This window comes from Sphingomonas naphthae (genome assembly GCF_028607085.1).
GTDB classification, from domain to species: Bacteria; Pseudomonadota; Alphaproteobacteria; order Sphingomonadales; family Sphingomonadaceae; genus Sphingomonas_Q; species Sphingomonas_Q naphthae.
In genome coordinates this window covers 106,887-131,261 of record NZ_CP117413.1, presented here as the reverse complement: position 1 = coordinate 131,261, position 24,375 = coordinate 106,887, and the positions used below count along the sequence as shown (strand labels likewise).

The window sequence follows — 24,375 nt, the reverse complement described above, 5'->3', positions numbered from 1 at the left end:
CCGTCGGAGAGACGAGCGCCCGCATGTTGCGCTCGGGACCCGCTCATCAGGCCCACCAAGGCGAAGCCCCCTCCCCTCTCCAACCCTGGAGCACCCGGACGATGGGTGACGCGCGGATGCGCGCCATGATCTGGAGTGTCAGGCCAGTGCGGCGACGATCACGTCAGCTGTCGCCGGTCATGGCGACGCGGAACTGCTGATCGCCGCCGCGCCGATCAGCCGGCGATGTGCGCGAGTATATCTGCAGCGCGGGCGGGCGGCAGGAACAGCCGGGTGCGATAGGCGATGATTTCCGAGAAGCATCCGACCGCCTTCAGTTCGGCGAGGCGGCTTGCAGGCCAATCGATCAGCTCCAGGCGCTGTTCGCCCGCTACAAGGCTGCGCTTGAGGTGGTAGGGGCCGATCGGCTCCATACCGCCTGTGTCGAGAACGTGCCTGACGATATCAGCTGGCGCGACCTCGATTGCGCCCGCGACCCCGAACGCGCTGCTGATCTTGGCAACCATCGGCGTTGGAATGAGCCGACCGAGCAGGGATTGCCCGTCATCGGTGGTCAGGCGCCAGACCTGGACATGATCGTCCGGTAGCTTGCCCCAGACAGGCAGCAAAAGACCGGTGACGAGATAGATCGTCTCGGTACGGGTGCGGTGGCGCAGTTCTTCGACCTCCTGATCCCAGAGCGTTGCAAACTCATCGGCATCTGCATCCTCCCATTGCGTCTCGAGAAAGAGGTCCTGACGGTGGCGCTCGGTTCGCGCAGGGCGAACCAGTTCCCAGCGCTTGACCAGCTGGCCGTCCTCGTCGGTGAGCGAATGGGTGGCACTGCAGATGGCGGCCTTACCCGAGCGGCGGTTCACCACGCACCTGCTCTCTCCATCCTGGAGCAGCCATTCAACACGGTCGCGGCTGACCGGACGATAGCGTTGCTCGGTCTCGAGCCGCAGGATTTCAGTGACAGCGCCGCTCACCGGATCCTGCCGGATACAGGTTCGGTCGAGAATGGTGATCCGTTCGGCATCGATCGTCTCGACGCCGACATCGAACGTGCCGGCTTCGCGCGCCGCCTCGATGCGCGCCTCGATCAAGCCGAGATACTCGTCGAAAATCGCGTTCTGCAAGCTGATCCGCAACGCGAGGATACGATTGAGCCAGCGCTGGATTGGCGGAAGATCCTCGACCATCCCGCCACCTTCCCCCTCGAGATTGAGCCCTGTCAGCGCTTGGAAATCGGTGAAGTTGGTCGATGCGAGCTTGCCCGCGAAGAGCAGCCTGAACCAGGTGACCAGCGAATCTTTGGCGAAATCCGATTCCAGATTGTCGCGGGGATTGAATAGACCCTGCCCGCCGGTCTGGCGCTGCCCGCGGGTCAGAGCGCCCAAGCTGTCGAGACGGCGCGCGATCGTCGAGATGAAGCGGCGCTCTCCCCGGCAATCTGTCGACACCGGGCGAAACAGCGGGGCAGATGCCTGATGGGTACGATGGGTACGTCCCAGTCCCTGGATCGCAGCGTCCGCCCGCCAGCCCGGCTCGAGCAGATAGTGGACGCGGCGGCTCTGATTTTCGGCGGCGAGGCTGGCGTGGTAGCTGCGGCCGGTGCCGCCAGCGTCGGAGAAGATCAGGATGCGCTTGGCGCCGCGCATGAAGGCATCTGTTTCGGCAAGATTGCTGCGAGGCGATCGGCTCTCGAGACGCTGTCCACCGCGCGAGTCCGCTACGATGCGGCGTGATCGCCCGGTGACCTCGGCCACCTGATCGACGCCGAAATGGCCGATGATATGATCCAGCGCGGACCCGACGACCGGGAGTGCGCACAGTTCCTCGAGCAACTGTTCGCGCATCCGAAGCGCTTCCTGGCTGTGAACGGGACGCCCGTCTTCATCGATCATCGGCTCGGAACGGACATTCCCAGAATCGTCGCTGAAGGTCCGCATCTGCCGCGTCGGGAACGCCGCGCTGAGATAGTCCATGAGGAATTCACGCGGCGACAGTTCGATATCCAGATTGGCCCGCGCCTCGGCGTCGAGTGCGGCAAGGGTTCGGTCGAGCATCGCCTCGGCCGTGGAGACGAGCTGGATCACCACGCAATCGCCGCGCGAAAGATCGGCATGTATCGCGGGGATGAGCGAAGGGAGTTTCAGCGAGATCAACAGCTGCGCGAAGAAACGCTGTTTCGTCGATTCGAAGATCGAGATCGCCGCGGCCTTGGCACCGCCGTTATAGGTCGATTTGCTGAAGCTGTCGGTGATGCGGGTAGCGTCGAGCGCGGCCTGCAGGTTGCGGTGGATTATGCCCCAGGCATCGGCATAGGCATCGTAGATCGCGATCTGGTCCGGCGTCAGCTGATGTTCGAGGATGTCATATTCAACACCGGCGAAACTGAGCGCGCGGGCGGCATAAAGACCTTGTGCCTTCAGATCGCGAGCGATCAATTCCATTGCCGCGATGCCGCCCCGCCGCAGGCTTTCGACGAAATCGCGGCGGTCGGAAAAGGCTGTTCCCGGACCCCACAAACCAAGCCTGGTGGCATAAGCCAGATTGTTGACGTCCGAAGCGCCCGTTGCGGAAACGTAGAGGACGCGGGCGCGGGGGAGTAGATTCTGCAATCGGACTCCAGCGATGCCCTGTTCGGATCCCTTTGAGGTTCCGAACCGCCCTTCCCCGCCAGCGACCCCGGCCATTTCATGGGCTTCATCAAAGACGATCATCCCCTCATAGCCTTCACCCAGCCAGTTAGTGATCTGTTTGAGACGCGTGCCCTTGTCGCCCCGGCTCGACCGCAAGGTTGCATAGGTCAGGAAGAGCACACCCTCACTGGCCCCGATCGCCGTTCCGAGCTTCCACTGGTTGAGATGCTGGATATCGAGCGCCAGCCCACCGACCGCACCCCAATCACGACGAGCATCTTCGAGAAGCGTCTCCGTCTTGGAGATCCAGACATGCTTGCGCCGGCCGCGAAGCCATTGGTCGAGCAGAATGGCTGCGACCTGGCGGCCTTTGCCCGCGCCGGTGCCATCGCCCAGGAAAAAGCCGGTTCGAACCCCACTGCCTGCCTCGTCGGACGTCAATGTGAGACCTTCGTCCTTGGTCAGGAACCGACCCGGGAGATCACGCTCAAATGCACCTCCCGCATAGACGACCGTCTCAACCTGTGCATCCGAGAGTATATTTTCGGCCAGCAACCTGGGCGGCAGGATCGGCGCATAGCGTGTCTTCGGCGCTGCGATTGATCCCATGGCGATCGATTCCACCAGCGCGGTGGGGTGCGCCCGCGCCGCTGCCAGCACGATCCGGCTTGGTCGATAGGGAAGGTATAGCCCGGATGGTTCGCCCACCGGCGCTGGTGCATCGAGCACCTCGAAGGTGACGGGTTCGGCCGGGGCTGCCAAGTCGATGCGCCGGAGCGCAATGGGCTTGATCGCACCACGGCGCGCGCAAGCAAGTAGACCCGATGACCGCGATACGACCCGGCCCTGGCGCACGGTCGGCGTTGAGACCGTCGGCGCTACACGGGCCGAACAGGCGTCAAGCGCTTCGTCCAGTGTGCTGCAGGCAATCGCGTTGACCGGAACGCCTTCAACGCCTTTGTGCAGGAGCAGAAGCTGAACAGCTTGTGATGTACCGTGCGGCGCGTAGGCCCTGGCCGGTAATTCGATCTGGGTGACGAGCGTAGAACCGGCCGTCGCGAGCTTCCAGTCAGCCGATTGCGGATCAACGCGGGTAGGAAGGATTGCGACACAGCGACCACCATGGCGCAGGCGTGTAAGAGCTGATCGCAGATGGCGAAGCCCGGCGACCCGATCGCGACCGCGGCCCTCGCTGCGCGAAAAGGGCGGATTGATCAGGATGACATCCGGCACCAGATCGACCGGGAGCAGATCGTCGATCACCTCACCGTCATGACCGAAAATGCGCGCATCAGGGTAAGCGACCGCGAGCATAGCCCGGCGCCAGGGATCGATCTCGTTGAGGATGAGCTGAGCGCGGGCACGCTTGGCGAAGATGGCGAGCAGGCCAGTCCCTGCCGACGGCTCGAGGACGACATCGCGTTCGCCGATACCTGCGAGCCGGGTCGCGATCAGGGCGATCGATGCCGGCGTCGAGAATTGTTGAAGATCGATTTGCTTTTCGCTGCGCACGCTATGAACTGGCAGGCGCGCGACCATGGCCGTGACGAGTGCAAGCTGAGCGGGCGTTGCGTCTGGCAATGTGCTGCTGGACAGAAAGATTACCTGACCCAGTTCGAGCACATCATATGCGTCACGGATCGACCATTTTCCACTCGCCGGGGTCGAGCCATAGGCCCGGGTCATCGCGGCGATGAGCATGGGGCGATCGATGGGAATATTGGTAGCGATCTTTGCGGCGATCTCGCGGGCGGCGATGATAGCGGGATCGGAGAAGTCGAGTTGATCGGATGCAAAGTTGGCGAGCATGGGAAAAGTCCTCCTAGGTGGCCGGCATGATCGCCAGGTCACCCCGCCGGAGGCCCCCTCCCCTCTAGCGTTCAGGCCGCTCCTGTTTGAACAGGATGCGCGGGCTCCGCGATTGAGCGTTGGCGCGCACGCCAGGCGTCATTCCAGTCATCATGATCCCTCGGCACGCACTCAGAGACTTCGCGACCATTGCTGGCAAGATGGTCATGGGCTTTGGCGAAACAGGCCCGCGCGGCGCGATTGCGTTGGCCGAATATGGTGATGCGCCGCACATGGTCAGGAATAGCGACATGAGCATATCGCTCCGCGCCCAGGACAGCCCAGATTGCGCCGCCAAACCATTCCATTGCGGACAGGGCATCCTCAATACCTTCGGCCAGACCAAGATGATCGTCGGGCTGGCCGAAACGTACAGCGCCTGATCCCAGGAACCCGAGCGCGCGTTTCGGTTTGCGAAGCGGACGGCGCAGAATATCTGACGAATCGAGAAAAGTCCGGTGGACCGCGATGATGCCGATGTCATTTCGTACTGCCGCTATCATCGCAGGGAGCATCTGGCGGCGTTCGCCCTTCCCGATGATCGTGCTGGGGTGAAATCGCAGGTCGGATGGAGCCGCGTGGAGGTCGCGGGCGGCGAGGTAACGTGCCGCCGGCGTATCTGTTATCGCCAAGCTGGATTTCCACAGGCGAAGCGCAAGTGAACTGAAATCATTGTTGGATAGTCGTATCGGCATGGTGAGCGGGGTGCGGTTATCGAAGCCCCCGCGATCAAGGGCTTTCAGCACATCGGCTTGCGAACAGCCTGCAAAGCATTTGAATAATATCGCCGTTTTACCGAGCCGCACTGAGAGGCTTGGCGTATGATCGTCATGGGCGGGGCATCGGCATTCCCCACGCGAGCCGTTCCATCGTCCGCCAAGACTTTCGACAATCTGACGAGCGCGATCTTGGGCTGTATGGCTTATCGTGGGCATGTGTTGGATCCTGGAGCTGAGGGAGGGCACTGGTCGCTGTGCAGCCTCCCCTCTCGGGATCAGTTCTTGGTAGCCAATATCCCGAATTCTTCGACGATCCGATCAGTCGTGTAGTGCGTTGTGCCATCCCGCTCGTAAGATGTGTCCTTGAGACGGCCTGCAATCCTGACAAGATCGCCCACCTGTGCCTTGTCGGAGATATGCTTGCGCTGCCCCTCGGCAAAAACACTGACCCGGTTCCAATAGCTGTCATCGGTCCACTCAGCGTCGTCCCCCTTACGGCGATAATTGGCGCAGACCGACAGCAGGGTCACCTTGGGACGGGCATCAATCTCGCCGATTCGCCCGATGATTTCGAACTTGGCGAAATTGATCATGCTGCATCTCCGTGGACTGAATGAGACGAATGAACAGCCGGCCTTAAAAGCCAAGCGTGCGTTGACGGATGGCGATAATGCTAGGCGTGGTAGTGCGTCTGCTGAAATCCCCTCTTTCGGGGGGATCCTTTAAGGCGAATCACTCCGCTCGCTATTCTTCAAAAATTATCTCTAAAAACGCCGCTGCTCGCAGCGGAAGGATTCGTGATTCTAAGAGATTCAGATTCCCGGCCAGAAAACGCATATATTTCAGTGCTATGCGGCTTTTCACCTGACCTCGCGGGGGAGTTTGGCTGACCTGCTGGGGGCTCTTTCCTGACCCACTGGGGGATCGAAGCTGACCTATTGGGGCATTCCTGACCGATTGGGGGCGAGGATTATGGCCGATCAAACTGGCGAGAAGCCGGACAACATTCCCTTCCCCTGCGTGTTTAGCCAGCGGAATTTCGATTATCGGGAGGCAAGCGTCCGACTCGGCGGAAATTCTGCATTTTCTTGATCGCTGGCCGAAATTCATCCTGACCTGTTGGGGGCGCAAAACCGGCGTTTGCCTGCCCTGACTTGACGAGAGAGGACAGGTCAGGCAGCAATTAGGCGAATCTGCCCTATTTGCGCTTGGCTTATGACATGGAATCTGCGGAAAATCTAAGCGTCGCTGAAGATGCCGAGGCGCAAGCTGATTCGGCTCCAGGCCGGGCGATGCGCGTAGCAGCCGCGTTGCAGGCCAAGGGTGGCGAAGAATTTGCCAAGCCGGGCAGCATTGTTGAAATCAAGTTCGTAAAGGGCCAGTCTCTTAGCCTTACCGCCTCCCGTCTGCTTGCGCTGATGATCCTGACGGCGGGCGGTGATGCTTGGCAGGATCGCCCGCATCGTATGCGCAAGGCCGACATTCGGCGCGGGCATAAGGGCAATGAGCGCATTTCGGATATGCTCGAGGAGCTTCACCGCACGCTGTTCGCCATCGACGACCGATCTTGGCGCGGGAAAAAGGCGACTTTGCGTTTCTCCCTTATCTCCTCATCGCGGGAGGAAGCTGAGGACAGCGATGGCGCTGACGCTGGTTGGATCGAGTGGGAGTTCACCCCGGATGCTCGCAAGCTCATCCAGGAGTCGGAAAGCTATGCTGTTCTTAACCGCCAGGCAGTGCTCGGTTTTCGATCCAGCTATGCGCTGAAATTGTATGAGATCGGATCGTTGCGCCTCCATCGGCGGCAATCGACCTGGAAGGGTGATATGGCTGCGCTGCGCGCCGCTCTTGGCATATCGCCTGACGTTTATAAGGATTTCGCTCAGCTTCGCCGAAAGGTTCTTGAAAAGGCAAAGGCTGAGATCGACCAACTCGCGCACTTCCGGGTTGAGTGGAAAGAAATTCGCCAAGGGCGGACGGTTACTGAAATCGAGTTCCGTTTTGAGCCCAAGGACGCGCCGGCACAGATCGCCACTGTGGATGAGATTGAGCGCCATTCAACGGGACGCAAGGCGCGACGCGAAGAAACAGTAGAGACGATTGCGGAGACGCTGGCGGTCGAATCGGTCGTCAAGGCGGCTGTCGGTTCATTGACCTCGCCCGAGAAGGGCGCCGAGATCATGTTTCCGCAGGGAACGATCCGTTTCAACGCTGAGGTGCTTGCGGCGATCGCCAGATCGCATGGCGGTGGGTGGGACATCGACCTCATTGCCGACGCTTATCGCCAGCAAATGGGAGATCGCCTGGGGAAGCTTAAGGGTGCGAAGCTGACCAGTTCATGGACCGGATTTTGTGAGAGTTTCGTGGCCCGTCGGGGACGGCCATAGCGGAAATTGCACCGGTGCAATTTGGTGCCCGCCCCCACCGAGTCAGGATAGGCTGGCCAATTTGGCAGGAATGGCAACTTCAGCCGATGATCGAGCTCGGCGCAGATGATCGACTTTCGAAATCGAGCTTGTGTTTGACGTAAAAGCGCAAGTGAGGCTATTGTGCCCCTAGTTTCAAAAGGGGCGCTCGTGGCAGCATCACTCGACATAGACGGTACGCAAGACCTCCTATCAGTGGCGACGCTCGCCCAGCGCACCTCGTCGGTGCTGGAGCGCTTGCGCGATTCCGCAAGGAGTGCGCGGGCGGATGATCGTCGCGAACCGACCTTCCCTATCGGTAAGGCAGCTGACCTAGTTGGCCGCACGCCGGCAGCAATCCGGGACGCGGAGAAGGATGGTCGTCTTCCACCCCCGCCGCGAACCGAGAATAATCGGCGTGTCGGATATACGCTCGCGCAGCTCAATGACATGCGCGGGTTGTTCGGTACGAGACCGTGGCGAGCCGCCGACGACCCGTGCTGCGTGGTTGCGGTCCAGAATTTCAAGGGCGGTGTCGGCAAGTCCACGCTTTCTGTGCATCTTGCCCAGTATCTTGCAATCCAGGGCTATCGTGTGGCGCTGATCGATTGCGACAGTCAGGCGTCCGCTACGACGCTGTTCGGATATGTGCCTGACCTTGATCTGACCGAGGACGATACGCTCTACCCGTTTCTGCGGCAGGAAGAGATGACCTCCCTCGACTACGCTTTGCGGAAGACTCACTTCGATGGACTGGAACTGATCCCGGCCAATCTGCGATTGTTTCAGTCCGAATATGAGATTGCGGCGCGCATGGCGCGGGGGCAGGGGGGGCTTATCGATCGCCTTGCACAAGGCATCGCCAGTATCTCCGACCGGTTCGATGTTGTCGTTCTCGATCCGCCTCCCGCCCTCGGCGCGATTTCGCTGTCCGTCCTGCGCGCGGCAAATGCGCTCGTTGTGCCGGTGCCCCCAACGGTTATGGATTTTTCCTCCACTGCGGCATTCCTGGCCATGCTCGATGAAACAATCGAGACGCTTGCGGAGAGAGGTTTCGCACCGACGCTCCAGTTCCTTCGATTCGTGGCATCCAAGGTCGATGAAAACAAATCGATGCAAAAGGAACTGCTCAATTTGATGCGGACGTTGTTCGGCCATGCTTTGGTCAGAACGCCGCTGAAGGACTCCGCCGAGATCGACAATGCGACAGCGCGTCTAATGACTGTCTATGAGCTCGATGGGCCGGTGACGAGCAGCGCGGTACGCAACCGGTGCCTAACCTATCTCGATGGCGTCAACGCTGAAATTGAACTGGATATTCGGGCAATGTGGCCCAGTCACTTGAACCGATTGCGCAAGGAAGGTTTGGCGTGAACGGGCAAAATTGCACCGGTGCAATTTCCGGTGGGAAAGCGGAATCATGAGCAGGAAAAATGCGAGTTTCGCCGCCGGGCTTGCGGCCGGGATCGATCCCCCGGAAGATACTGCTTCTGCGCCCCGTCGGCCGGGGCTCGGCACGAATGTGCTGACGGGCCGAGAGAACCGCTTGGCAGAGTTGGCCGCTGGAACTGTGGTGAGCCGGACCCACGAGTTGGTGGATCCTGCGCGCTGTCGAATGTGGATCGGCCATAACCGCGAATATGCCCTGCTCACCGAAGAACGATGTGCCGATCTGATTGAAAGCATGAAGGCACAAGGCCGTCAGGAAATGCCCGCGATCGTGCGTCGGGTGCGCGGCGAGGCCGATTATGAATTCGAGGTCATCTGCGGCGCACGACGCCATTGGTCGATAAGCTGGCTGCGAAGCCATAATTATCCCGATTTTCGCTTCCTGGTCGACATACGAGAGCTGTCTGACGAGGAAGCTTTCCGGCTTGCGGATATCGAGAATCGGGCGCGGGAAGACCTCACCGATCTGGAGCGCGCCCGCGACTATCTGCGCGCGCTCGATGCCTATTATGAGGGGCGTCAGAAGGTCATGGCCGAGCGGATAAAGGTTACCGAGAGTTGGCTGAGCCGATACCTCGATCTTGCGCGTCTACCGAACGAACTTATGGCCGCCTTCCCGAATCCGCAAGATTTGCGCATCAAGCATGTGACGGCCATCAAGCCTCTTCTCAAACCCGATGATCGGCGTAAGCGCGTATTCGCCGAAGCGGCAGTTCTCGGTAGTCGATCTGGAGAGGAGGGTGCCCCTACGGCAGTGCCGGACATCATCCGCGCACTCGTGCTGGCCGCAGATCCCCCCAAGAAGTCAGGAACCCCCAAGAGGTCAGGAACGGCTGAAACGCTTTCATCCCAATCGGGCAAGCCGTTGCTCAGAATCGATGGCAAGGATCGTAAGGGTCTGAGGGTGACGTTGTTGACGCAGGCGGGCGGCACGCGCGCGGAAGCCGAAGATGCGCTGAAAGCGTTGCTCGACAAGCACTGGCAATAGTGCGCCTAAGTGAGCTTCGCCATCAGCTTGCGTGCGCCCTGCGGGGTAATGCCGAGCAACCGCGCCACCGCAGGTTGGCGCAGGCCTGGGTAAGCCAGTTCGAGGCGAGCCAGGAGAGGCGCGCGGCTCCGACGGGTCGCTGCTGCATTTAATGTCGATGGTCCGCGCCGCTCGAGCCAGTCGAGATCTTTCAGACCTGCTTTGCAGGCCGTGTGTAGCGACCGGGTGATGACAGGCATAATGTCGTCAATCTGCGGAGGAGGAAATTTAGGCAGCAAGACGAGCGAGGGCAGGGGCCCAAGCGTGAGACCAGCGGCGTGGAGGATAGCCGGCACATGACTGGCCACCAGCCAGGACCGATCGCGCGCGCGGGGTTCGAGCATGACCGTTCGCCCGTCGATTGCCGTTATGTCCACCGCCGCTTGCTCGGCCGATCCTACGACAGCCAGCATATCGACGATCCTTCCCGCGACCGCGCGAAGTGTGGGGGCAGGGTAGGGGGCTTTTGCTGCGATGCGGGCCTGACGCCAAGCGGAACCGAAATAGGCGAGGTCGCTCGCGGCCCAGGTCGCGGCTTCAGCGCGGTCATCAAGGACGGTGCGCAGAATGTTGAGCGTCGCCCGTGCAATCGGGTCGCGCTCGCTAACCGTAGCCTCGATGGCGAGATGAAACACGGCCGCGACAGAAACCGGATCATTGAGGCCTTCGGAGGCGCGGGGAGGGGACGTGCGTCCGCATATCCAGTCCTGAAGATGTTCGACATCGACCGGCACACCTGCGAGACCCGCTAAGTGCGCCGCACCGGACAGCCGCGCGCGGGCAAGCCAGATATCGGCCCACGGGCTGTTGCGGAGTCGGCCATCAAGGCGGCCGAGCATCAGCAAGGCATGTTCTGTGAGAGACTCATCTATGGTTTGGCGTGCCATCGATCTGACGGTATCGCACTTGAGAGGGAAACCAAAATCGCCAGTTGGTTTCCCTTCCCGATATGGTCAAATAATAAACATGCGATAATTGCAGTTATTGCATAACCATTGTCGCGTCGATAGGATGGCTGCTGTCGTTTTCAGGATACGACTGGACGCTCCGGCGCCGCCCAATTTCTGGATCCTGCGTTGAAAGAATACGGCTGGATTCAGGGAAGAATACCGCCGGACGCCTGGATGCTGCGTGGCTGATCTCCAGCGTTTTTCGGCGACACTTTCTTAGCGCATTCACAGGCTAGGACAGGCGGGGCAGGGGGCTTCTCTCAACGTCCGCACACTCGGTTCAAACGGGATGGGTGCCAGGCATCTGATCCGCCTCGGACGATGGTCAACCGGGGCTCAAGCGATTACCATACGGGGACAACCGGTCGGTTGACCCCGTTAGATGGATTGTGACAAATGCCCTTGATCGGTTACGCCCGCGTTTCTACCGACGAACAGGATACCTTCGCCCAGATTAGTGAGTTAAGACGCGCAGGCTGTGTAACCCTATTCGAGGACCGGGCCAGCGGCGCTAGCCGCAGCCGTCCGAAACTGGCCAGCGCGCTCGCAGCGGTGGGACAGGGGGACACCCTCGTGGTTGTGCGGATCGATCGCCTCGCACGATCGTTGTCACATTTGCTGGAAATCGTCGAAGCGCTCCGCGCCAAGGGAGCGTATTTTCGCTCGATCAATGATCCGATCGACACCAGCAGCCCGCAAGGGATGCTGATGACACAGATGCTTGGCGCCTTTGCGGAGTTCGAACGTGCGCTTATTCGCGAGCGGACGCGGGCAGGGCTGAAGGCCGCGGTTGCGCGCGGCGCCAGACCGGGAAATCCGAAGATGCGCGCGAGAGACCCGTCGGCGATAGGCGACTTGCGCCACAGTTTGAAGGAAAAGCATCTTCACGAATTGGTCGATGGCCGGCTTCGATGGCTGCCAATCGTCGAGCGGTTGCGACCGCACTTACCCTGGAGCTTGGTGCTCCGGCGTATTCAGGCGCTTAAGCCGCCGGTGCGGTCGTTTTCCGAGCGTACCCTGGTGAAGGCATGCCGAACGTTGGTCGAAGCGGGCTACGCTGATCGGGTGATACTCGAGGCGGCGCCGCGATTGGCTCCCGACAGTCGGATCGCATTGCTGGTGGCCGACAAGCTCAACAACGATCCAGATGCTACTCTTCGCAGCCTCGCGACGTGGTTGAGCAAGGATTTGCGAGAGCCAACGCCGCGCAAAGGTACGCAATGGTCGCCTGAGGGGGTGAGGCGCGTGATTTCTCAGGCGCGGAATTTGGGCTTGATCGTCGTGCCGAAGTTACCGGCGACCTTATCGCCGTGAATGCCGGAGAAGGTCGGCTGCGGGCCGAAAGGCGACTGACAGCTTCCAGCGCAGGAGAGGCATGAAGTTGCCGTACAGATCCACCTCCGCATGCGTTGCTGCTTGACCAAACGCATTCGCCATACGATATGCGCCGGCAAGGCGATGGATTTCCGCCGGGCTTCGGCCGAACCGCCTTCGGGCTGATGATTCCTACCTGATGCGTTTTCGCAACAAGGAGGAATCGTGCGCGCTAAATTCGCAATATTGCTGTCGAACCTGAACGTCCTGACCTTTGTTCGGGACCGGCACGACCATGCTCTGTCCGTGTTGCGTTGGCTGGCGCTCCTTGTTCCCATGGCGGCGGCGGTGGGCAGTCTCTGCGCAGCCTTCCTCTGGAGCCTGGATATTGCCACGCGCACGCGCTTTGCGCATCCATGGCTGCTGTTCCTCCTGCCGGTCGGCGGGTTCGCGGTCGGGCTGCTCTATCATCTGTTTGGCCGCAGCGTCGAAGGCGGCAACAACCTGATCGTCGAGCAGGTCCATGAACCGGGCGGCGGCGTACCTTTGCGCATGGCGCCGCTAATCTTCCTCGGCACCGTTGTCACGCACCTGTTCGGCGGCTCGGCCGGGCGAGAAGGGACGGCTGTGCAGCTGGGCGGCAGCCTTGCCAGCGCCTTCGCCACGATGTTTCGGCTTGATGCCGAGAGTACCCGCATCATCCTGATGGCGGGTATTGCCGCAGGTTTCGGGGCCGTTTTCGGCACACCGCTGGCAGGCGCCGTTTTCGCTCTCGAAGTGCTGGCAGTCGGCCGTGTGGAATATCGGGCGCTGGTGCCGGTACTGATAGCTGCGATTGTCGGCGACTGGACCTGTCACCAGTGGGGAATCCACCACGGATTGTACCATATCGACTATCTCCAGCGCGCGGTCGGACCGATTGCCGTCGACCCGGTGCTTCTGCTCGAGGCGGGCGTTGCCGGTGTGGCGTTTGGACTGGTCGGCCTGCTGTTCTCCGAACTGTCGCACGGCTTCGGCGACTTCGTGAAGCGCCACGTCCGCTTCGGGCCGCTGCGTCCCTTCCTGGGCGGCCTGGCGGTGATCGCTCTGGTCTATCTGCTCGGTACGCGCGACTATCTTGGCCTCGGCGTCTGGGCGCCCGACGCCTCGACACCCACCATCGCCGGCTTTTTCGCGCCGGGGCCTGACTACTGGAGTTGGGCGCTCAAGCTGCTGTTCACGGTCGTGACGCTGGGCACCGGCTTCAAGGGAGGCGAGGTAACGCCGCTGTTCTTCATCGGCGCGGCGCTCGGCCACGCCCTTGGCACCCTATTCGGCGCTCCTGTCGATCTTTTTGCCGGTCTCGGGTTCGTTGCTGTCTTTGCCGGGGCAGCGAACACGCCTTTGGCCTGCACCATCATGGGCATCGAACTGTTCGGTGCTACCCATGCCGTCTACATCGCCGTAGCCTGTTTCGTCGCCTATCTGTGCTCAGGCCACAGCGGCATCTACCTGTCTCAGCAGATTGCCGTCCCCAAGCATCCGCGCATTTCCATCAGCCCCGGCATTACGCTGCGGAGCGTTCGCGCCGCGCGCCCTCAGATCACAAAGCAGGATCTTCGTAAAAATGACTGACACGGCTATTCTCACGTCCAGCGAGATCGGCATGCTGCGTATCTACATGGCGCCGCGTGATACGGCAGAGCCGCGCAAGGCATGGAAGCTGTGGTCAGCACGCCCGCTCTATCGTGAGCTTGTCGTCCAGGCCAAGGCTGCCGGTCTGATGAACGCCGTAGCCCATTATACCCATTACGGCTTCAGCAACCACGGGCCGGTGCTCGATCAGGGCGCGGAAACGAGCAATCCCTATCTGACCATGTGCGTCGAACTGATCGGCCACCGCGCCGATCTTGAACTGTTCTGCCAGCGGCATGCCGCCCTGCTGTCGACGAAGGTGGTCATCTACAAACAGCTCGAACATTGGTCGATCGAAGCCCCGGCAAGGCCGCATCAGGAGAGCAAAGCATAAAGATCCTTTCCGTCATCGTCGGAGCCGACAGCACTGCGACATGCCTCAATGCAGCCGTTCTCGCAGCGCAGAGCGTGGGGGACTGTACAATCGAAGCGCTGAATGTCGTGGTCGATCCCGGCCTGCTCGTTGCCGCCAGCGAAGAGGTCGATATGCAGCGTCTGCGCGAACATTGGGAAGGCACGGCCAGCGAGCGATCGGCCGCCTGCCACACGGCTTTCGTGGCATGGACCGCAGGAGCCGCCCAGGACGCGCCACCCGTTGCCTGGCGAACCATCGTTGGGGATGAGCAAGTCGTGGTGACGCAGGAGGCGAACAATGCCGACCTGCTGGTCGTGATCGCCCACGAGCGAAACATGGACGGCGGGGACGCCCTGCATGCCGCGCTGTTCGATAGCCAGAAACCGGTGCTGATCGTCCCGGTTTCCTGGAAGCCCCAGCCCGGTCAGAGCTTTTCGCGTGTGGCTGCCGGCTTGAGCGACTCCGATGCGGCAAGGCGCGCCATCGAGGCGGCCACGCCCTGGTTGGAAGGCGCCACTGACGTCACCGCTATTCGGATCGGCGATGCAGGTGATCCGGCGCTCATGCTGGAAGCGCTGCTCGACGATGCAGGGATTGCGCACCAGCTCCACGTCGTGCCGCGCTCGCACGAAAACCTTGGTCAGCAACTCCTGACTGAGGCCCATCTGGCGGGAGCGGATATGCTTGTGACGGGAGCCTATCGGCATAACCAGCTGATCGAATGGTTCGCAGGCGGAACCACCCGGCACCTGCTCGCCAAGGCGGACATCCCGCTCCTGATGGTTCGCTAAGGTTGAAGGGGGCGTGATCTGACGGGCGCATCGACACGACGCAGCAGAGACAGGTAGCATCGCGCGATGATCTCCATCCCGAACCTGACGCTCGCTTATCTGCTGCTCGAATGGGCGATCCGGCTCATCATGGTTGGTCATTCCGGTGCGGCGTCCGCCCGAAGCGGCGCGCAGTTGGCTGCTTCTCGTGCTGTTCTTGCCGGTGCCCGCCTTCATCCTGTACCGCCTGATCGGCCGGGCCGCGTTCCCATCCTGGCGGCGGGACCGCTTCAGGCGGGCGGCGCCGGAGCGGGAGAGTGCCGGGCAGGCGCTGATGAGCAGCAAAAGCGCGCCTTCCCGGACAGCTGTGCTTGCACAATGGCTGGGCGGTTTTCCAAACTGTGGGGGCAACGCCCTCCATCTGCTTGAGGACTATGACGGCACGATCGACGCTATGGTGACGGCGATAGATGCAGCCCATGTTCGGGTGCATCTGCTGACCTACATCTTCGCAGACGACCGGACGGGACAGAAAGTCGCAGATGCCCTTGGCCGCGCACATGCACGCGGCGTCGATGTCCGCGTCCTGATCGATGCGCTGGGCTCGCGCCCTTGGGCAAAACGCAGCCTACCGATGCTGGCGGACCGAGGCGTCACTGCCCGCCTGGTCCTGCCGGTTCGCTTCGCGGCGCTTCGCCGTGCGCGAAGCGATCTGCGCAATCACCGCAAGCTGTGCCTGATCGATGGCAGGGTCGCTTTCGTAGGGTCGCAGAATATTGTGAACCGCGATTTCAAGCCCGGGATCGTAAATGACGAACTCGTAGCGCGGGTTGAAGGCCCGGTTGTCTGCGCGCTCGATGCGGTCTTTGCCAGCGACTTGTTCCTTGAGACCGAACAGACCATCGCGGCCTTGCCCGTGCCCGATGCCTCAGGCGCCTCAGAATTGCAGGCGATGCCCAGTGGGCCAGACTACCGCGTGCCCGGCTATGAGCGATTGCTCGTCGAACTCGTTCACGAGGCGCAAGAGAATATCACCATTGTCTCGCCCTATCTGATCCCAGACGAAGCCCTGCTGACCGCGCTCAAGAACGCGGTCGCACGCGGCGTCGCGATCGACCTCGTCGTTTCGCGTGTCGTGGACCAGCGGCTCGTGAACCTTGCCCAGCGATCCTATTATAGCGAACTGCTCGAGGCGGGCGTACGCCTCCACCTCTACCGCGACAGGTTGCTGCACGCGAAGAACGTATCGATCGATGGCCGCATGGCCGTCATCGGATCCAGCAATGCCGATGTTCGCTCCTTCATGCTGAATGCCGAGATCAGCCTGATCTTGCATGATGAAGCGTCCACCGGACCTCTCGCGGATGTCCAACGGGGATACATCCGCCGAAGCGACTGACTTTTGCTGGAGGAATGGCGTGATCGCCCGCGTGTTTCCCGCTTCTGCGAAAATCTAGCTCGCCTCGTCAGTCCTTTGCTGTGACCTCGCGCCTGCGGTGCCGGAAGTGTGCGGCGAGGCCGACGAGGAGCAGCACCGCGAGTACGGGCAGCAGAACATGGCCCACATCGCGGACGCGGCCAAAAGCAGCCTCGATGCCCTCACCGAACAGGTAACCCAGGGTCACGAAGACTGTCGCCCAGACCACGGCCGCCAATGCGTTGATAGCCATGAAGCGGGAGGCAGGAAGCGCGGTCGTGCCGATCGCGATGGGGCTGACAGTGCGCAGGCCATACAGAAAGCGGAAGCCGAACACGAACAGCACTGGCCGCTGCTCGAACACATCGATGGCGCGGCGGAACGCGGCCTTCTGCTGGACGCGCCGAACATAGCGATGATCGCGGAACCGGCGGCCGAGGGCAAAGAAGATCTGGTCCGCGATACAGGACCCGAGTGCTGCCGCCGCGATGGCCGCCGGGTACGCGATCAGGCCACGGTGGACCATCACGCCGCCCAGCACGACTACCGTCTCGCCTTCGATGCCCGCACCAAGGAACAGAGCCGCAAGGCCGTACTGGCTAAGGATCGCTTCAAGCGTCACGGCTTCTGCCGCTGGACCACCGCGCCAGCCTCATCCGGCGCGCCGGAACGGATTACGAGGAAGCGGCGCTCTGCAGGCGCGGCATCCTTGACGATCTGCCGGATCGGGCCAACCGCATTGACGATCGCCGCGCCTGCCGGATTGGTCATGAACTTGGCCAGCGGCTCGATTGTACCGGTGCCATCCTGACGTGCCGCCAGACCCAGCGTAAAGGTCTGCTTGGGCGCCAGTCCGGCGACGGCAGCCTGCAGGATCTGGACCTGCCCCTGATCGAACAGCGACACCTGGCTCTGTCCCTGACCTTCCAGGACGACCTGCGCTTTCCCCTGCGCCTTGGCGAGCGGCACGAGGTTGTCGAGGCCTTGCCCCGAAGGCACGGCGCCGGGCACATAGGCGACGCCTTGCGGGCCCTGTCCGATCGGGATCGTGGCAATGACCTTGTTCGTGGCCGTATCTATGACGGCGACTGCATCGTCATTTTCCAGCCCGACATAGATCCGGCTGCCATCGCCTGAGGGCCAGAGCCCATGCGGCAGCGCGCCGACCGGCACCGAGGCGATCTGGTCGAAAGTGTCGGTGCGGAACACCTTGACGATATTCTGCGTGCCGACCGTGACATAGGCGAACTGGCCTTTGGGAGTCCTGGCGATGTTGACATGGTTCGTGATCGGCCCGGTGTCGATCGTCTTCATCACGGCGAAAGGCGGCTTGGCGTCGAAGACCATGACCTTGCCGACGTCCTTGAGCGTCAGCCATACCTGCTTGCCGTCAGGCGTGGCGGCGATGTCCGGGCAGAACGGGCTGTCCTGCTTCACGCGGCCAACGATGCGCTTCGACCTCGTGTCGATCACGACGGTTTCCGGCGAGAAGCTGGAACAGACGTAGCCGTATTTCCCATCGGGCGAGAAGATCGTCATGCCCGGCCCATTGGGTACAGCAATACGGCCCGTCTCCTTGAAGGTGGTCCCGTCGAGCACAGCGATATAATCCTCGCCGCGCACGCTCACCCAGACTTCTCGGCCATCGGGCCGGAAGAAGGCTTCATGCGGGGAACGCCCGACATAGGCGGTGTGCTTCACGGCATTGGTCGCGGTATCGATGAAGCTGACCGAGTTGGACCCGATCGACACGACCGCCAGTGTACGGCGATCAGGCGAGAAGCCCATGCCATGCACCAGAAGCTGGCCGCGATAGAGCGGGCTGAGATTTGCAGGCGTAGGATCGCCGAGCTTGATGACACCCAGCAGCGTGTTCGTCGACGGATCGATGACCGATACCGTGTTGGAAAACTGGTCCGAGGTGTAGAAACGGTCCTGAGCGCTGATAGCCCGATCAGGCTGGGCATTGGGAACCTGCTGCGCATTTGCCGGGAGTGCGACAAGGGCAGCCGCTATCGGCAAGGTGTACGACACGATGCTCAGCGTCTTCTTCATTTGTCGTCTCCCATGTGATGGTGCGCGCTGGCAGCGGGGCCTGTCTTTTTCGCGAGAATGTCCTGCATGACGGCGATCTCCTGCCGCTGCTCGACGATGATGCCCTGAGCCAGGCGGCGCAGGCGTTCGTCTTTTCCGTATCTGAGCTCCGCTTCCGCCATCTCGATCGCGCCCTGGTGATGGGGGATCATCATCGCCGCGAAGTCGCGGTCCGGGTCGCCCGATGGCGCAATCATCATCGCATGGTGCATCCGCTCCATGGAGGCTGCCATCTGGCTTGCAAAGCCATCGGACGATGCCGCCAGTGCGGCCGCCGATGCTGTCGCCGCGCAAAGGCCGGCCAATCCCCATAGCAGTTTCAAGTGAAGCCCTTTCGTCATGGCGTTCCGGCGATAACGCCTACAGCGGTCGCAGGTGTCATCCTCGCAGCATGCAACGGAAAAAATGCGAGCTGCCGAGGAGCAGGTACGCCAACGCAGGCGTTGCCTGTCGAACACATGGCGCAACACTCGCCATCGATCCAACCGATGATTTTTGTAGTTTCGATAGGATTTGACGATCAATGGCCTGGCTGGATGATCCCGCGTTGATCGCCGAACGCAGAGCGGCACTTGGTGCGCCGCACATTGCGCCGCTGGAGATATGGCGTGAGGGGCTCGTTGGCGCAGGACACACGGTGCCGCATTTCGACCCGTTCGATGGCGGCATAGATGCGCGCCTTCTCCTGCTTCTTGAGACGCCGGGCCCCGGGCCTGATCGCACTCGCTTCGTGTCGCGGGACAACCCATCTGGCACTGCTCGTAACCTTCGCCGTTATCTGGAAGCGGCGGGCATCGCGCGAATGGACATCGTTCAGTGGAATTGCGTGCCCTGGATCGTCCACGCCCCCGGTGCCCGCAATCGCGCGCTGCGCCGAACGGAGATTGCCGAAGGTCTCGCAACGCTTCCCGACCTGCTTGCGAAACTGCCGGGCGTGCGGGTCTGCATCTTGGCGGGCCGGGTGGCGGCGGGGGCGGAAGCACTTATCGAAGAGGCACGGCCCGATGTGTCGGTCATCACCATGCCCCACCCTAGTCCGGCCAATGTCTGCACCAGTCCTGATGTCAGCCAACGGATCGAAAGCGCGCTGCTCGCCGCCAGGAACGCACTCATCAAATGATCTTAGAACGAGATTGGAATGATATAATCAATGCGTTGGAGTGATTGATCGGGCTGCGGTATCAATGGTGACAGGAGATCACCATGACCCTTGAACAATTACGCATCTTCGTGGGCGTTGCCGAACGCGAACATATGACGCGGGCCGCCGAGGCACTGGGCGTGACCCAGTCCGCTGCCAGCGCGGCGATCGCTACGCTGGAGGCCAGGCATGACGTGCCGCTCTTCAACCGCGTGGGCCGCGGCATCGAACTGACCGAGGCGGGTCGCATGTTCCTCGATGAGGCACGCGCCGTTCTTGGCCGCGCCGCGACGGCGGAGCTTACCCTGGCCGAGTACGGCGGCCTGAAGCGCGGAACCCTGCGCCTTGTCGCCAGCCAGACCATCGCCAGCTACTGGCTGCCCTCGCGCTTGGCTCAGTTTCACAGCCGCCACCCCGCGATCCGCGTCGAACTCGCAATCGACAACAGCGAGGGTGCGGCGGCACAGGTACTGGATGGCCGCGCGGAACTGGGCTTTGTCGAAGGTTCGATCGACCAGCCCGCACTCGCCCACTGGAAAGTCGGCGAGGACCGGATGCTGCTGATCTCGGGGCAGGCTGTCGATACCATCGATGAGGACTGGGTGCGCGGCGCCAACTGGATCGTGCGGGAGCACGGGTCCGGCACACGGTCGAGTTTCGAGGATGTCCTGCGTGATCGCGGTATCGATCCGGCAGACCTGAACATCGCCATGACGCTGCCGTCCAACGAAGCCGTACGGTCCGCTGTCGAGGCCGGCGCCGGTGTCGCGGTCCTTTCCGAACTGGTGGTGCGCCGCGCACTTGCTGCAGGGCACCTTCATGAATTGCCGCTCGCAATGCCTGCCCGTCCATTTGAAGCGTTACGCCACAAGGAGCGGTATCGCACCCGGGCAGCCGACGCGCTGACCGAACTGGTCAAGGAGTTTGGATGATGACCACGGATATCAAGCCCATCCTCGAAGGGATGCGCCCACTCAGCCGGCTCGATCACCCGCGCGAGATGATCCGCCAGTTCACGCCCAACTGGTTTGCCGCCACCATGGGCACGGGCATTCTTGCGCTGGCCCTCCCGCAGGTGCCGGGCATCGGCGCTTCGCTCAAGCCTGTGGGAGAGGTGCTGTGGTTCTTCAACATCGGGCTCTTCAGCCTTTTCACCGCGCTCTATACCGCGCGCTGGATCCTGTTCGGCCACGAAGCGCGGCGCATCTTCGGCCACAACACCGTATCGATGTTCATCGGCACGATCCCCATGGGCCTCGCCACGATCATCAACGGGTGCATCGCATTCGGTATCGCGCGCTTCGGCGAGGGCATCGTACCGGTCGCCACGGTCTTGTGGTGGATCGACGCCGCCATGGCGGTAAGCTGCGGTGTGCTGATCCCCTACTTCATGTTCACGCGCCACCAGCATTGGCTCGACGGCATGACGGCGGTGTGGCTGCTGCCGGTCGTGGCGGCCGAAGTGACGGCTGCCAGCGGAGGACTGCTGGCGCCGCATCTGGCGCAAGACAGCGCGCAGTTCGGGATGCTCGTCACGTCCTACATCCTGTGGGCCTATTCGGTCCCGGTCGCCTTCAGCATTCTTGCACTGTTGATCCTGCGCATGGCGCTCCACAAGCTGCCGCATGAGGGCATGGCCGCATCGAGCTGGCTGGCGCTTGGCCCGATCGGTACCGGCGCGCTGGGCATGCTGGTTCTGGGCGGCGACGCCCCCGCGATCATGGCTGGGCATGGGCTGGCCGATGTCGGCACTGTCGCCCAAGGCATCGGCACAATCGCCGGTCTGTTGCTGTGGGGCTTTGGCCTCTGGTGGCTGGCGCTCGCCTCGCTCATCACCTGGCGCTACTGGCGGGCAGGTATCCCGTTCAACCTTGGCTGGTGGGGCTATACCTTCCCGCTAGGCGTCTTCACCGTGGCAACCTTTCGCCTTGGCACGACCCTGCACCTTGCCTTCTTCGGTATCGTGGGCACCGTTCTGACCCTGGCGCTTGCCCTGATGTGGATGGTGGTCGCCGCAAAGACCTTGATCGGCGGATGGCGCGGCAATCTCTTCGTATCGCCCTGTATCGCCGCCACAAACTGATCGGGCATTGCGATCAGTAACGGTGTTCTGATCGCTTGCTTCTCACAGCAGCACCCGCCACCATTTTGCCCGAGAGGATACGACCATGGACAGACTGGATGCCGAGCTCGCGGCCGAAACAAGCCGCCGCCGTTTCCTGCAGAATGCCGCGCTCGGCGGTGCAGCCATCGCCGCTGCGCCTGCGCTGGCGCAGGGCATCACGCAGGGGCTGACCGACCTGCATCTCCCCGGCGGCAATGCGCAGCGCCCGATGACGAGCGCATTTCCCGGCAAGGGCAGCATGATCCTCCAGCGCATCCATCCGCCCTTGCTCGAAACACCGATGGCTGTCTTTGACCGCGACGTGTTCACCCCCAATGATCAGTTCTTCGTGCGCTGGCACTGGGCGGACATCCCGACCTCGATCGACGTCGATGCTTTCAGGCTCACTATCCGCGGTCACGTCAACAAGCCGATCGCGATCAATCTGGAACAACTGATGCGCCTGCCAAGGGTTGAGATGGCCGCCGTGAACCAGTGCTCGGGCAATTCGCGAGGGCTGTTCCAGCCCCGCGTCCCCGGCGCGCAGTGGGGCAACGGGGCGATGGGCAATGCGAAGTGGCTCGGCGTGCGCCTGCGCGATGTGCTCGATCTGGCCGGGGTGAAGGCGGGGGCCGTCCAGGTTCGTTTCGGCGCTCTCGATCAACCTGTGGTCGCCGGTGCCCCGGACTTCGAGAAGGCGCTCGACATCGATCATGCCCGCGACGGCGAAGTGATGATCGCCTTCGGCATGAACGGCACGCAGCTGCCGCTCCTCAACGGCTTCCCGATCCGGCTGATCGTGCCGGGCTGGTACTCCACCTACTGGGTCAAGATGCTCAACGACATCGAGGTCCTGCCCGGGCCTGACGACGAATACTGGATGGCCAAGGCCTACAAGATCCCGGCGACGCCCGGCGCCAATGTGAAGCCTGGCGCCAAGGACTTCCCGACCGTTCCGATCAACCGCATGATTCCGCGTTCGTGGGTCACCAGTCTGGGCGAAGGTCAGCGGATCGCGCACGAGGCCTCGATCCCGCTTGGCGGCATCGCCATGGGCGGCGACTGCGGCGTGGCACGGGTCGATGTGTCCACCGACGGCGGTCGCCACTGGTTTGCAACCAAGCTCGGACCGGACCACGGGAAGTACAGTTTCCGGCGGTGGGACGCCCAGGTTCCCTTGCCCGGCCCCGGAAAGACGTCGCTTATGTCGCGCTGCTGGAATACGGCAGGCGTCGCACAGCCGATGGCGCCGATCTGGAACCCTGGCGGTTTCATGCGCGGCAATATCGAAACCACTACCATCGTGACGGCATAAGGAGCTTTGGCATGAAAGCGCCAACCCCAGGCATGCTGGCCGTCGGACTGCTCGGCGTGACCGTCTTCACCCTCATGATGGTGGGCCCTCCCGGCAGCTACACCCCGCTGCCCGAACCCCAATCCACAGGGCCTACACCCAGCAGCATTTCCGTGAACGGCTTTACCATGACCTCGGATACGGTCGATCTTCCTATCGATGAGCAGCAATATCCCGATGGCCCTCATGCCGATGTCATCAATGCGAATTGCACGTCTTGCCATTCCGCCAGCATGGCGATGACCCAGCCAGTGCTTTCAGCGGACCAGTGGAAGGCAACGGTCACCAAGATGAAGGATGTCTACAAGGCTCCCGTGGCGGACAAGGACATTCCGGCTATCGTCGACTATCTGACGGCGATGAGTGCAGCGCAGGATGGGGCGCCGACCGGAAAGGCTCAGGATACCGCCCCCGGCACCGCGCCGGATGCCTCCGGAGGAACGGGTTGAGGCGCCAAGCTGCGTAACGTCTGCTTTCAGGCGCTACCCTAGGAGCATTGAGCGGCGGGAATGGGCGCATGTTGCCCAATCGCGGGACGGAATGGAATTGATGAAATCCAGCAGAAGCGCCGCATTCAGGTGCGCGCCGCCAACCTCCTAAGTTAATGGACACTTGCCGCTAAAAAGCGTGCGGCCAGCTAGAGGCCAAATGCGCCTGCCATCCGTAGGCTCGCGGGTACTTAATGGCGCGAAGAGAACGCATTTCCGGCCGCGTCACGGAAGAGAGTTTTGTAGGCCGTCGAGGCGCTCCGTAACGCGGACATCCGCTCGACTTTTTCGTTCCGATGGCACGCTGCTTCCACTGTTCTTTTCAACGTCGGCGAGCACGCCTGACGATCTTGGATGAACTGTTGGAGTGCGATGCTATCGACCATCCGCGCCCATACGTCGACAACCGGCTCGTCCTCGTTTCGCACCGTTGGGTCACAGTCTGCATCGAGCATCGCGGCGCAGATTGCGATAAGGCAACGACGCATTGAGGGGCTGGCAAGCGCGAGCGGCATTTCACAGGAAGGCTCGTTGGGGCAAACGTTATCGAGCGTGAGCACAGGCGCCGCAAACCGATGTAGGAGTCTATCACGCAGTCTCCAGCGCCTGTGGGCCCTTGCGAACAGTAGACAGATTCTGGCG

The 24,375-nt window shown here is 61.9% G+C and carries 20 protein-coding genes and 1 riboswitch; of the genes, 13 read left to right on the top strand and 7 right to left on the bottom strand.

Features of this window, described 5'->3' with window-relative positions; translation table 11 throughout:
- Positions 1–215 precede the first annotated feature (215 nt).
- The 3 genes from PQ455_RS20575 to PQ455_RS20565 all read right to left on the bottom strand — a co-directional run bounded on the left by PQ455_RS20575 (position 216) and on the right by PQ455_RS20565 (position 5,784).
- Positions 216–4,433 (bottom strand): strawberry notch-like NTP hydrolase domain-containing protein, encoded by a 4,218-nt coding sequence (locus PQ455_RS20575; protein ID WP_273692033.1) that lies wholly within the window; start codon positions 4,431–4,433, stop codon positions 216–218.
- A 71-nt stretch (positions 4,434–4,504) separates the two neighbouring features.
- On the bottom strand, positions 4,505–5,407 hold the full coding sequence (locus PQ455_RS20570; RefSeq protein WP_273692026.1) for a DUF7146 domain-containing protein: 903 nt from the start codon (positions 5,405–5,407) through the stop codon (positions 4,505–4,507).
- Positions 5,408–5,466: 59 nt separating this feature from the next.
- Positions 5,467–5,784 (bottom strand): single-stranded DNA-binding protein, encoded by a 318-nt coding sequence (locus PQ455_RS20565; RefSeq protein WP_273692022.1) that lies wholly within the window; start codon positions 5,782–5,784, stop codon positions 5,467–5,469.
- 699 nt (positions 5,785–6,483) lie between these two features.
- Here PQ455_RS20565 and PQ455_RS20560 point away from each other — a divergent pair.
- The 3 genes from PQ455_RS20560 to PQ455_RS20550 all read left to right on the top strand — a co-directional run bounded on the left by PQ455_RS20560 (position 6,484) and on the right by PQ455_RS20550 (position 10,033).
- A complete protein-coding gene (locus PQ455_RS20560) occupies positions 6,484–7,578 on the top strand; it encodes a replication initiation protein (RefSeq protein ID WP_273692190.1) in 1,095 nt (364 codons plus the stop codon).
- Between the two features lie 189 nt (positions 7,579–7,767).
- On the top strand, positions 7,768–8,970 hold the full coding sequence (locus tag PQ455_RS20555) for an AAA family ATPase (RefSeq protein WP_273692020.1): 1,203 nt from the start codon (positions 7,768–7,770) through the stop codon (positions 8,968–8,970).
- A gap of 46 nt (positions 8,971–9,016) precedes the next feature.
- Complete coding sequence (locus PQ455_RS20550; protein ID WP_273692019.1) at positions 9,017–10,033, top strand: ParB/RepB/Spo0J family partition protein; 1,017 nt, start codon at positions 9,017–9,019, stop codon at positions 10,031–10,033.
- Between the two features lie 5 nt (positions 10,034–10,038).
- Here PQ455_RS20550 and PQ455_RS20545 read toward each other — a convergent pair whose 3' ends face one another.
- On the bottom strand, positions 10,039–10,911 hold the full coding sequence (locus PQ455_RS20545) for a hypothetical protein (protein WP_273692188.1): 873 nt from the start codon (positions 10,909–10,911) through the stop codon (positions 10,039–10,041).
- Positions 10,912–11,418: 507 nt separating this feature from the next.
- Here PQ455_RS20545 and PQ455_RS20540 point away from each other — a divergent pair.
- From PQ455_RS20540 to PQ455_RS20520, 5 genes are all read left to right on the top strand, one after another.
- Positions 11,419–12,336: a recombinase family protein gene (locus PQ455_RS20540; protein WP_017503726.1), complete on the top strand. Its 918-nt coding sequence runs from the start codon at positions 11,419–11,421 to the stop codon at positions 12,334–12,336.
- Positions 12,337–12,467: 131 nt separating this feature from the next.
- Positions 12,468–12,538, top strand: a riboswitch (Fluoride riboswitch).
- A gap of 23 nt (positions 12,539–12,561) precedes the next feature.
- Complete coding sequence (locus PQ455_RS20535; protein ID WP_010339505.1) at positions 12,562–13,950, top strand: voltage-gated chloride channel family protein; 1,389 nt, start codon at positions 12,562–12,564, stop codon at positions 13,948–13,950.
- Positions 13,943–14,344 carry a putative PII-like signaling protein gene (locus PQ455_RS20530; RefSeq protein WP_273692009.1) on the top strand — a complete coding sequence of 134 codons (402 nt, stop codon included), beginning with the start codon at positions 13,943–13,945 and terminating at the stop codon, positions 14,342–14,344. Before PQ455_RS20535 ends, PQ455_RS20530 begins: the two co-directional genes overlap by 8 nt.
- A complete protein-coding gene (locus PQ455_RS20525) occupies positions 14,296–15,156 on the top strand; it encodes a universal stress protein (RefSeq protein ID WP_273692006.1) in 861 nt (286 codons plus the stop codon). The genes PQ455_RS20530 and PQ455_RS20525 overlap by 49 nt, the downstream gene beginning before the upstream one ends.
- Before the next feature lie 145 nt (positions 15,157–15,301).
- Complete coding sequence (locus PQ455_RS20520; RefSeq protein WP_337958592.1) at positions 15,302–16,534, top strand: phospholipase D-like domain-containing protein; 1,233 nt, start codon at positions 15,302–15,304, stop codon at positions 16,532–16,534.
- Between the two features lie 67 nt (positions 16,535–16,601).
- On the opposite strand, the gene PQ455_RS20515 is transcribed toward PQ455_RS20520, so the two are convergent.
- From PQ455_RS20515 to copM, 3 genes are read right to left on the bottom strand one after another with little or no spacing between them, the layout of a single operon-like run.
- On the bottom strand, positions 16,602–17,174 hold the full coding sequence (locus tag PQ455_RS20515) for a DedA family protein (protein ID WP_273692004.1): 573 nt from the start codon (positions 17,172–17,174) through the stop codon (positions 16,602–16,604).
- Positions 17,171–18,607: a YncE family protein gene (locus tag PQ455_RS20510; protein WP_048939397.1), complete on the bottom strand. Its 1,437-nt coding sequence runs from the start codon at positions 18,605–18,607 to the stop codon at positions 17,171–17,173. The genes PQ455_RS20515 and PQ455_RS20510 overlap by 4 nt, the downstream gene beginning before the upstream one ends.
- Entirely contained in the window at positions 18,604–18,987 is a 384-nt protein-coding gene (copM, locus tag PQ455_RS20505; protein WP_100239783.1) for a CopM family metallochaperone, read from the bottom strand. The genes PQ455_RS20510 and copM overlap by 4 nt, the downstream gene beginning before the upstream one ends.
- 182 nt (positions 18,988–19,169) lie before the next feature.
- Here copM and PQ455_RS20500 point away from each other — a divergent pair, with 182 nt between their 5' ends.
- From PQ455_RS20500 to PQ455_RS20480, 5 genes are all read left to right on the top strand, one after another.
- Positions 19,170–19,766 carry a uracil-DNA glycosylase gene (locus PQ455_RS20500; RefSeq protein ID WP_048939396.1) on the top strand — a complete coding sequence of 199 codons (597 nt, stop codon included), beginning with the start codon at positions 19,170–19,172 and terminating at the stop codon, positions 19,764–19,766.
- Between the two features lie 83 nt (positions 19,767–19,849).
- Positions 19,850–20,719, top strand: coding sequence for a LysR family transcriptional regulator (locus PQ455_RS20495; RefSeq protein ID WP_048939395.1), 870 nt, complete (start codon positions 19,850–19,852; stop codon positions 20,717–20,719).
- Positions 20,719–21,870 (top strand): TDT family transporter, encoded by a 1,152-nt coding sequence (locus PQ455_RS20490; protein ID WP_420542883.1) that lies wholly within the window; start codon positions 20,719–20,721, stop codon positions 21,868–21,870. The genes PQ455_RS20495 and PQ455_RS20490 overlap by 1 nt, the downstream gene beginning before the upstream one ends.
- Before the next feature lie 85 nt (positions 21,871–21,955).
- Positions 21,956–23,206, top strand: coding sequence for a molybdopterin-dependent oxidoreductase (locus tag PQ455_RS20485; RefSeq protein WP_273691996.1), 1,251 nt, complete (start codon positions 21,956–21,958; stop codon positions 23,204–23,206).
- An 11-nt stretch (positions 23,207–23,217) separates the two neighbouring features.
- Positions 23,218–23,694 (top strand): hypothetical protein, encoded by a 477-nt coding sequence (locus tag PQ455_RS20480; protein WP_008830650.1) that lies wholly within the window; start codon positions 23,218–23,220, stop codon positions 23,692–23,694.
- The last annotated feature ends 681 nt before the right edge of the window (positions 23,695–24,375 follow it).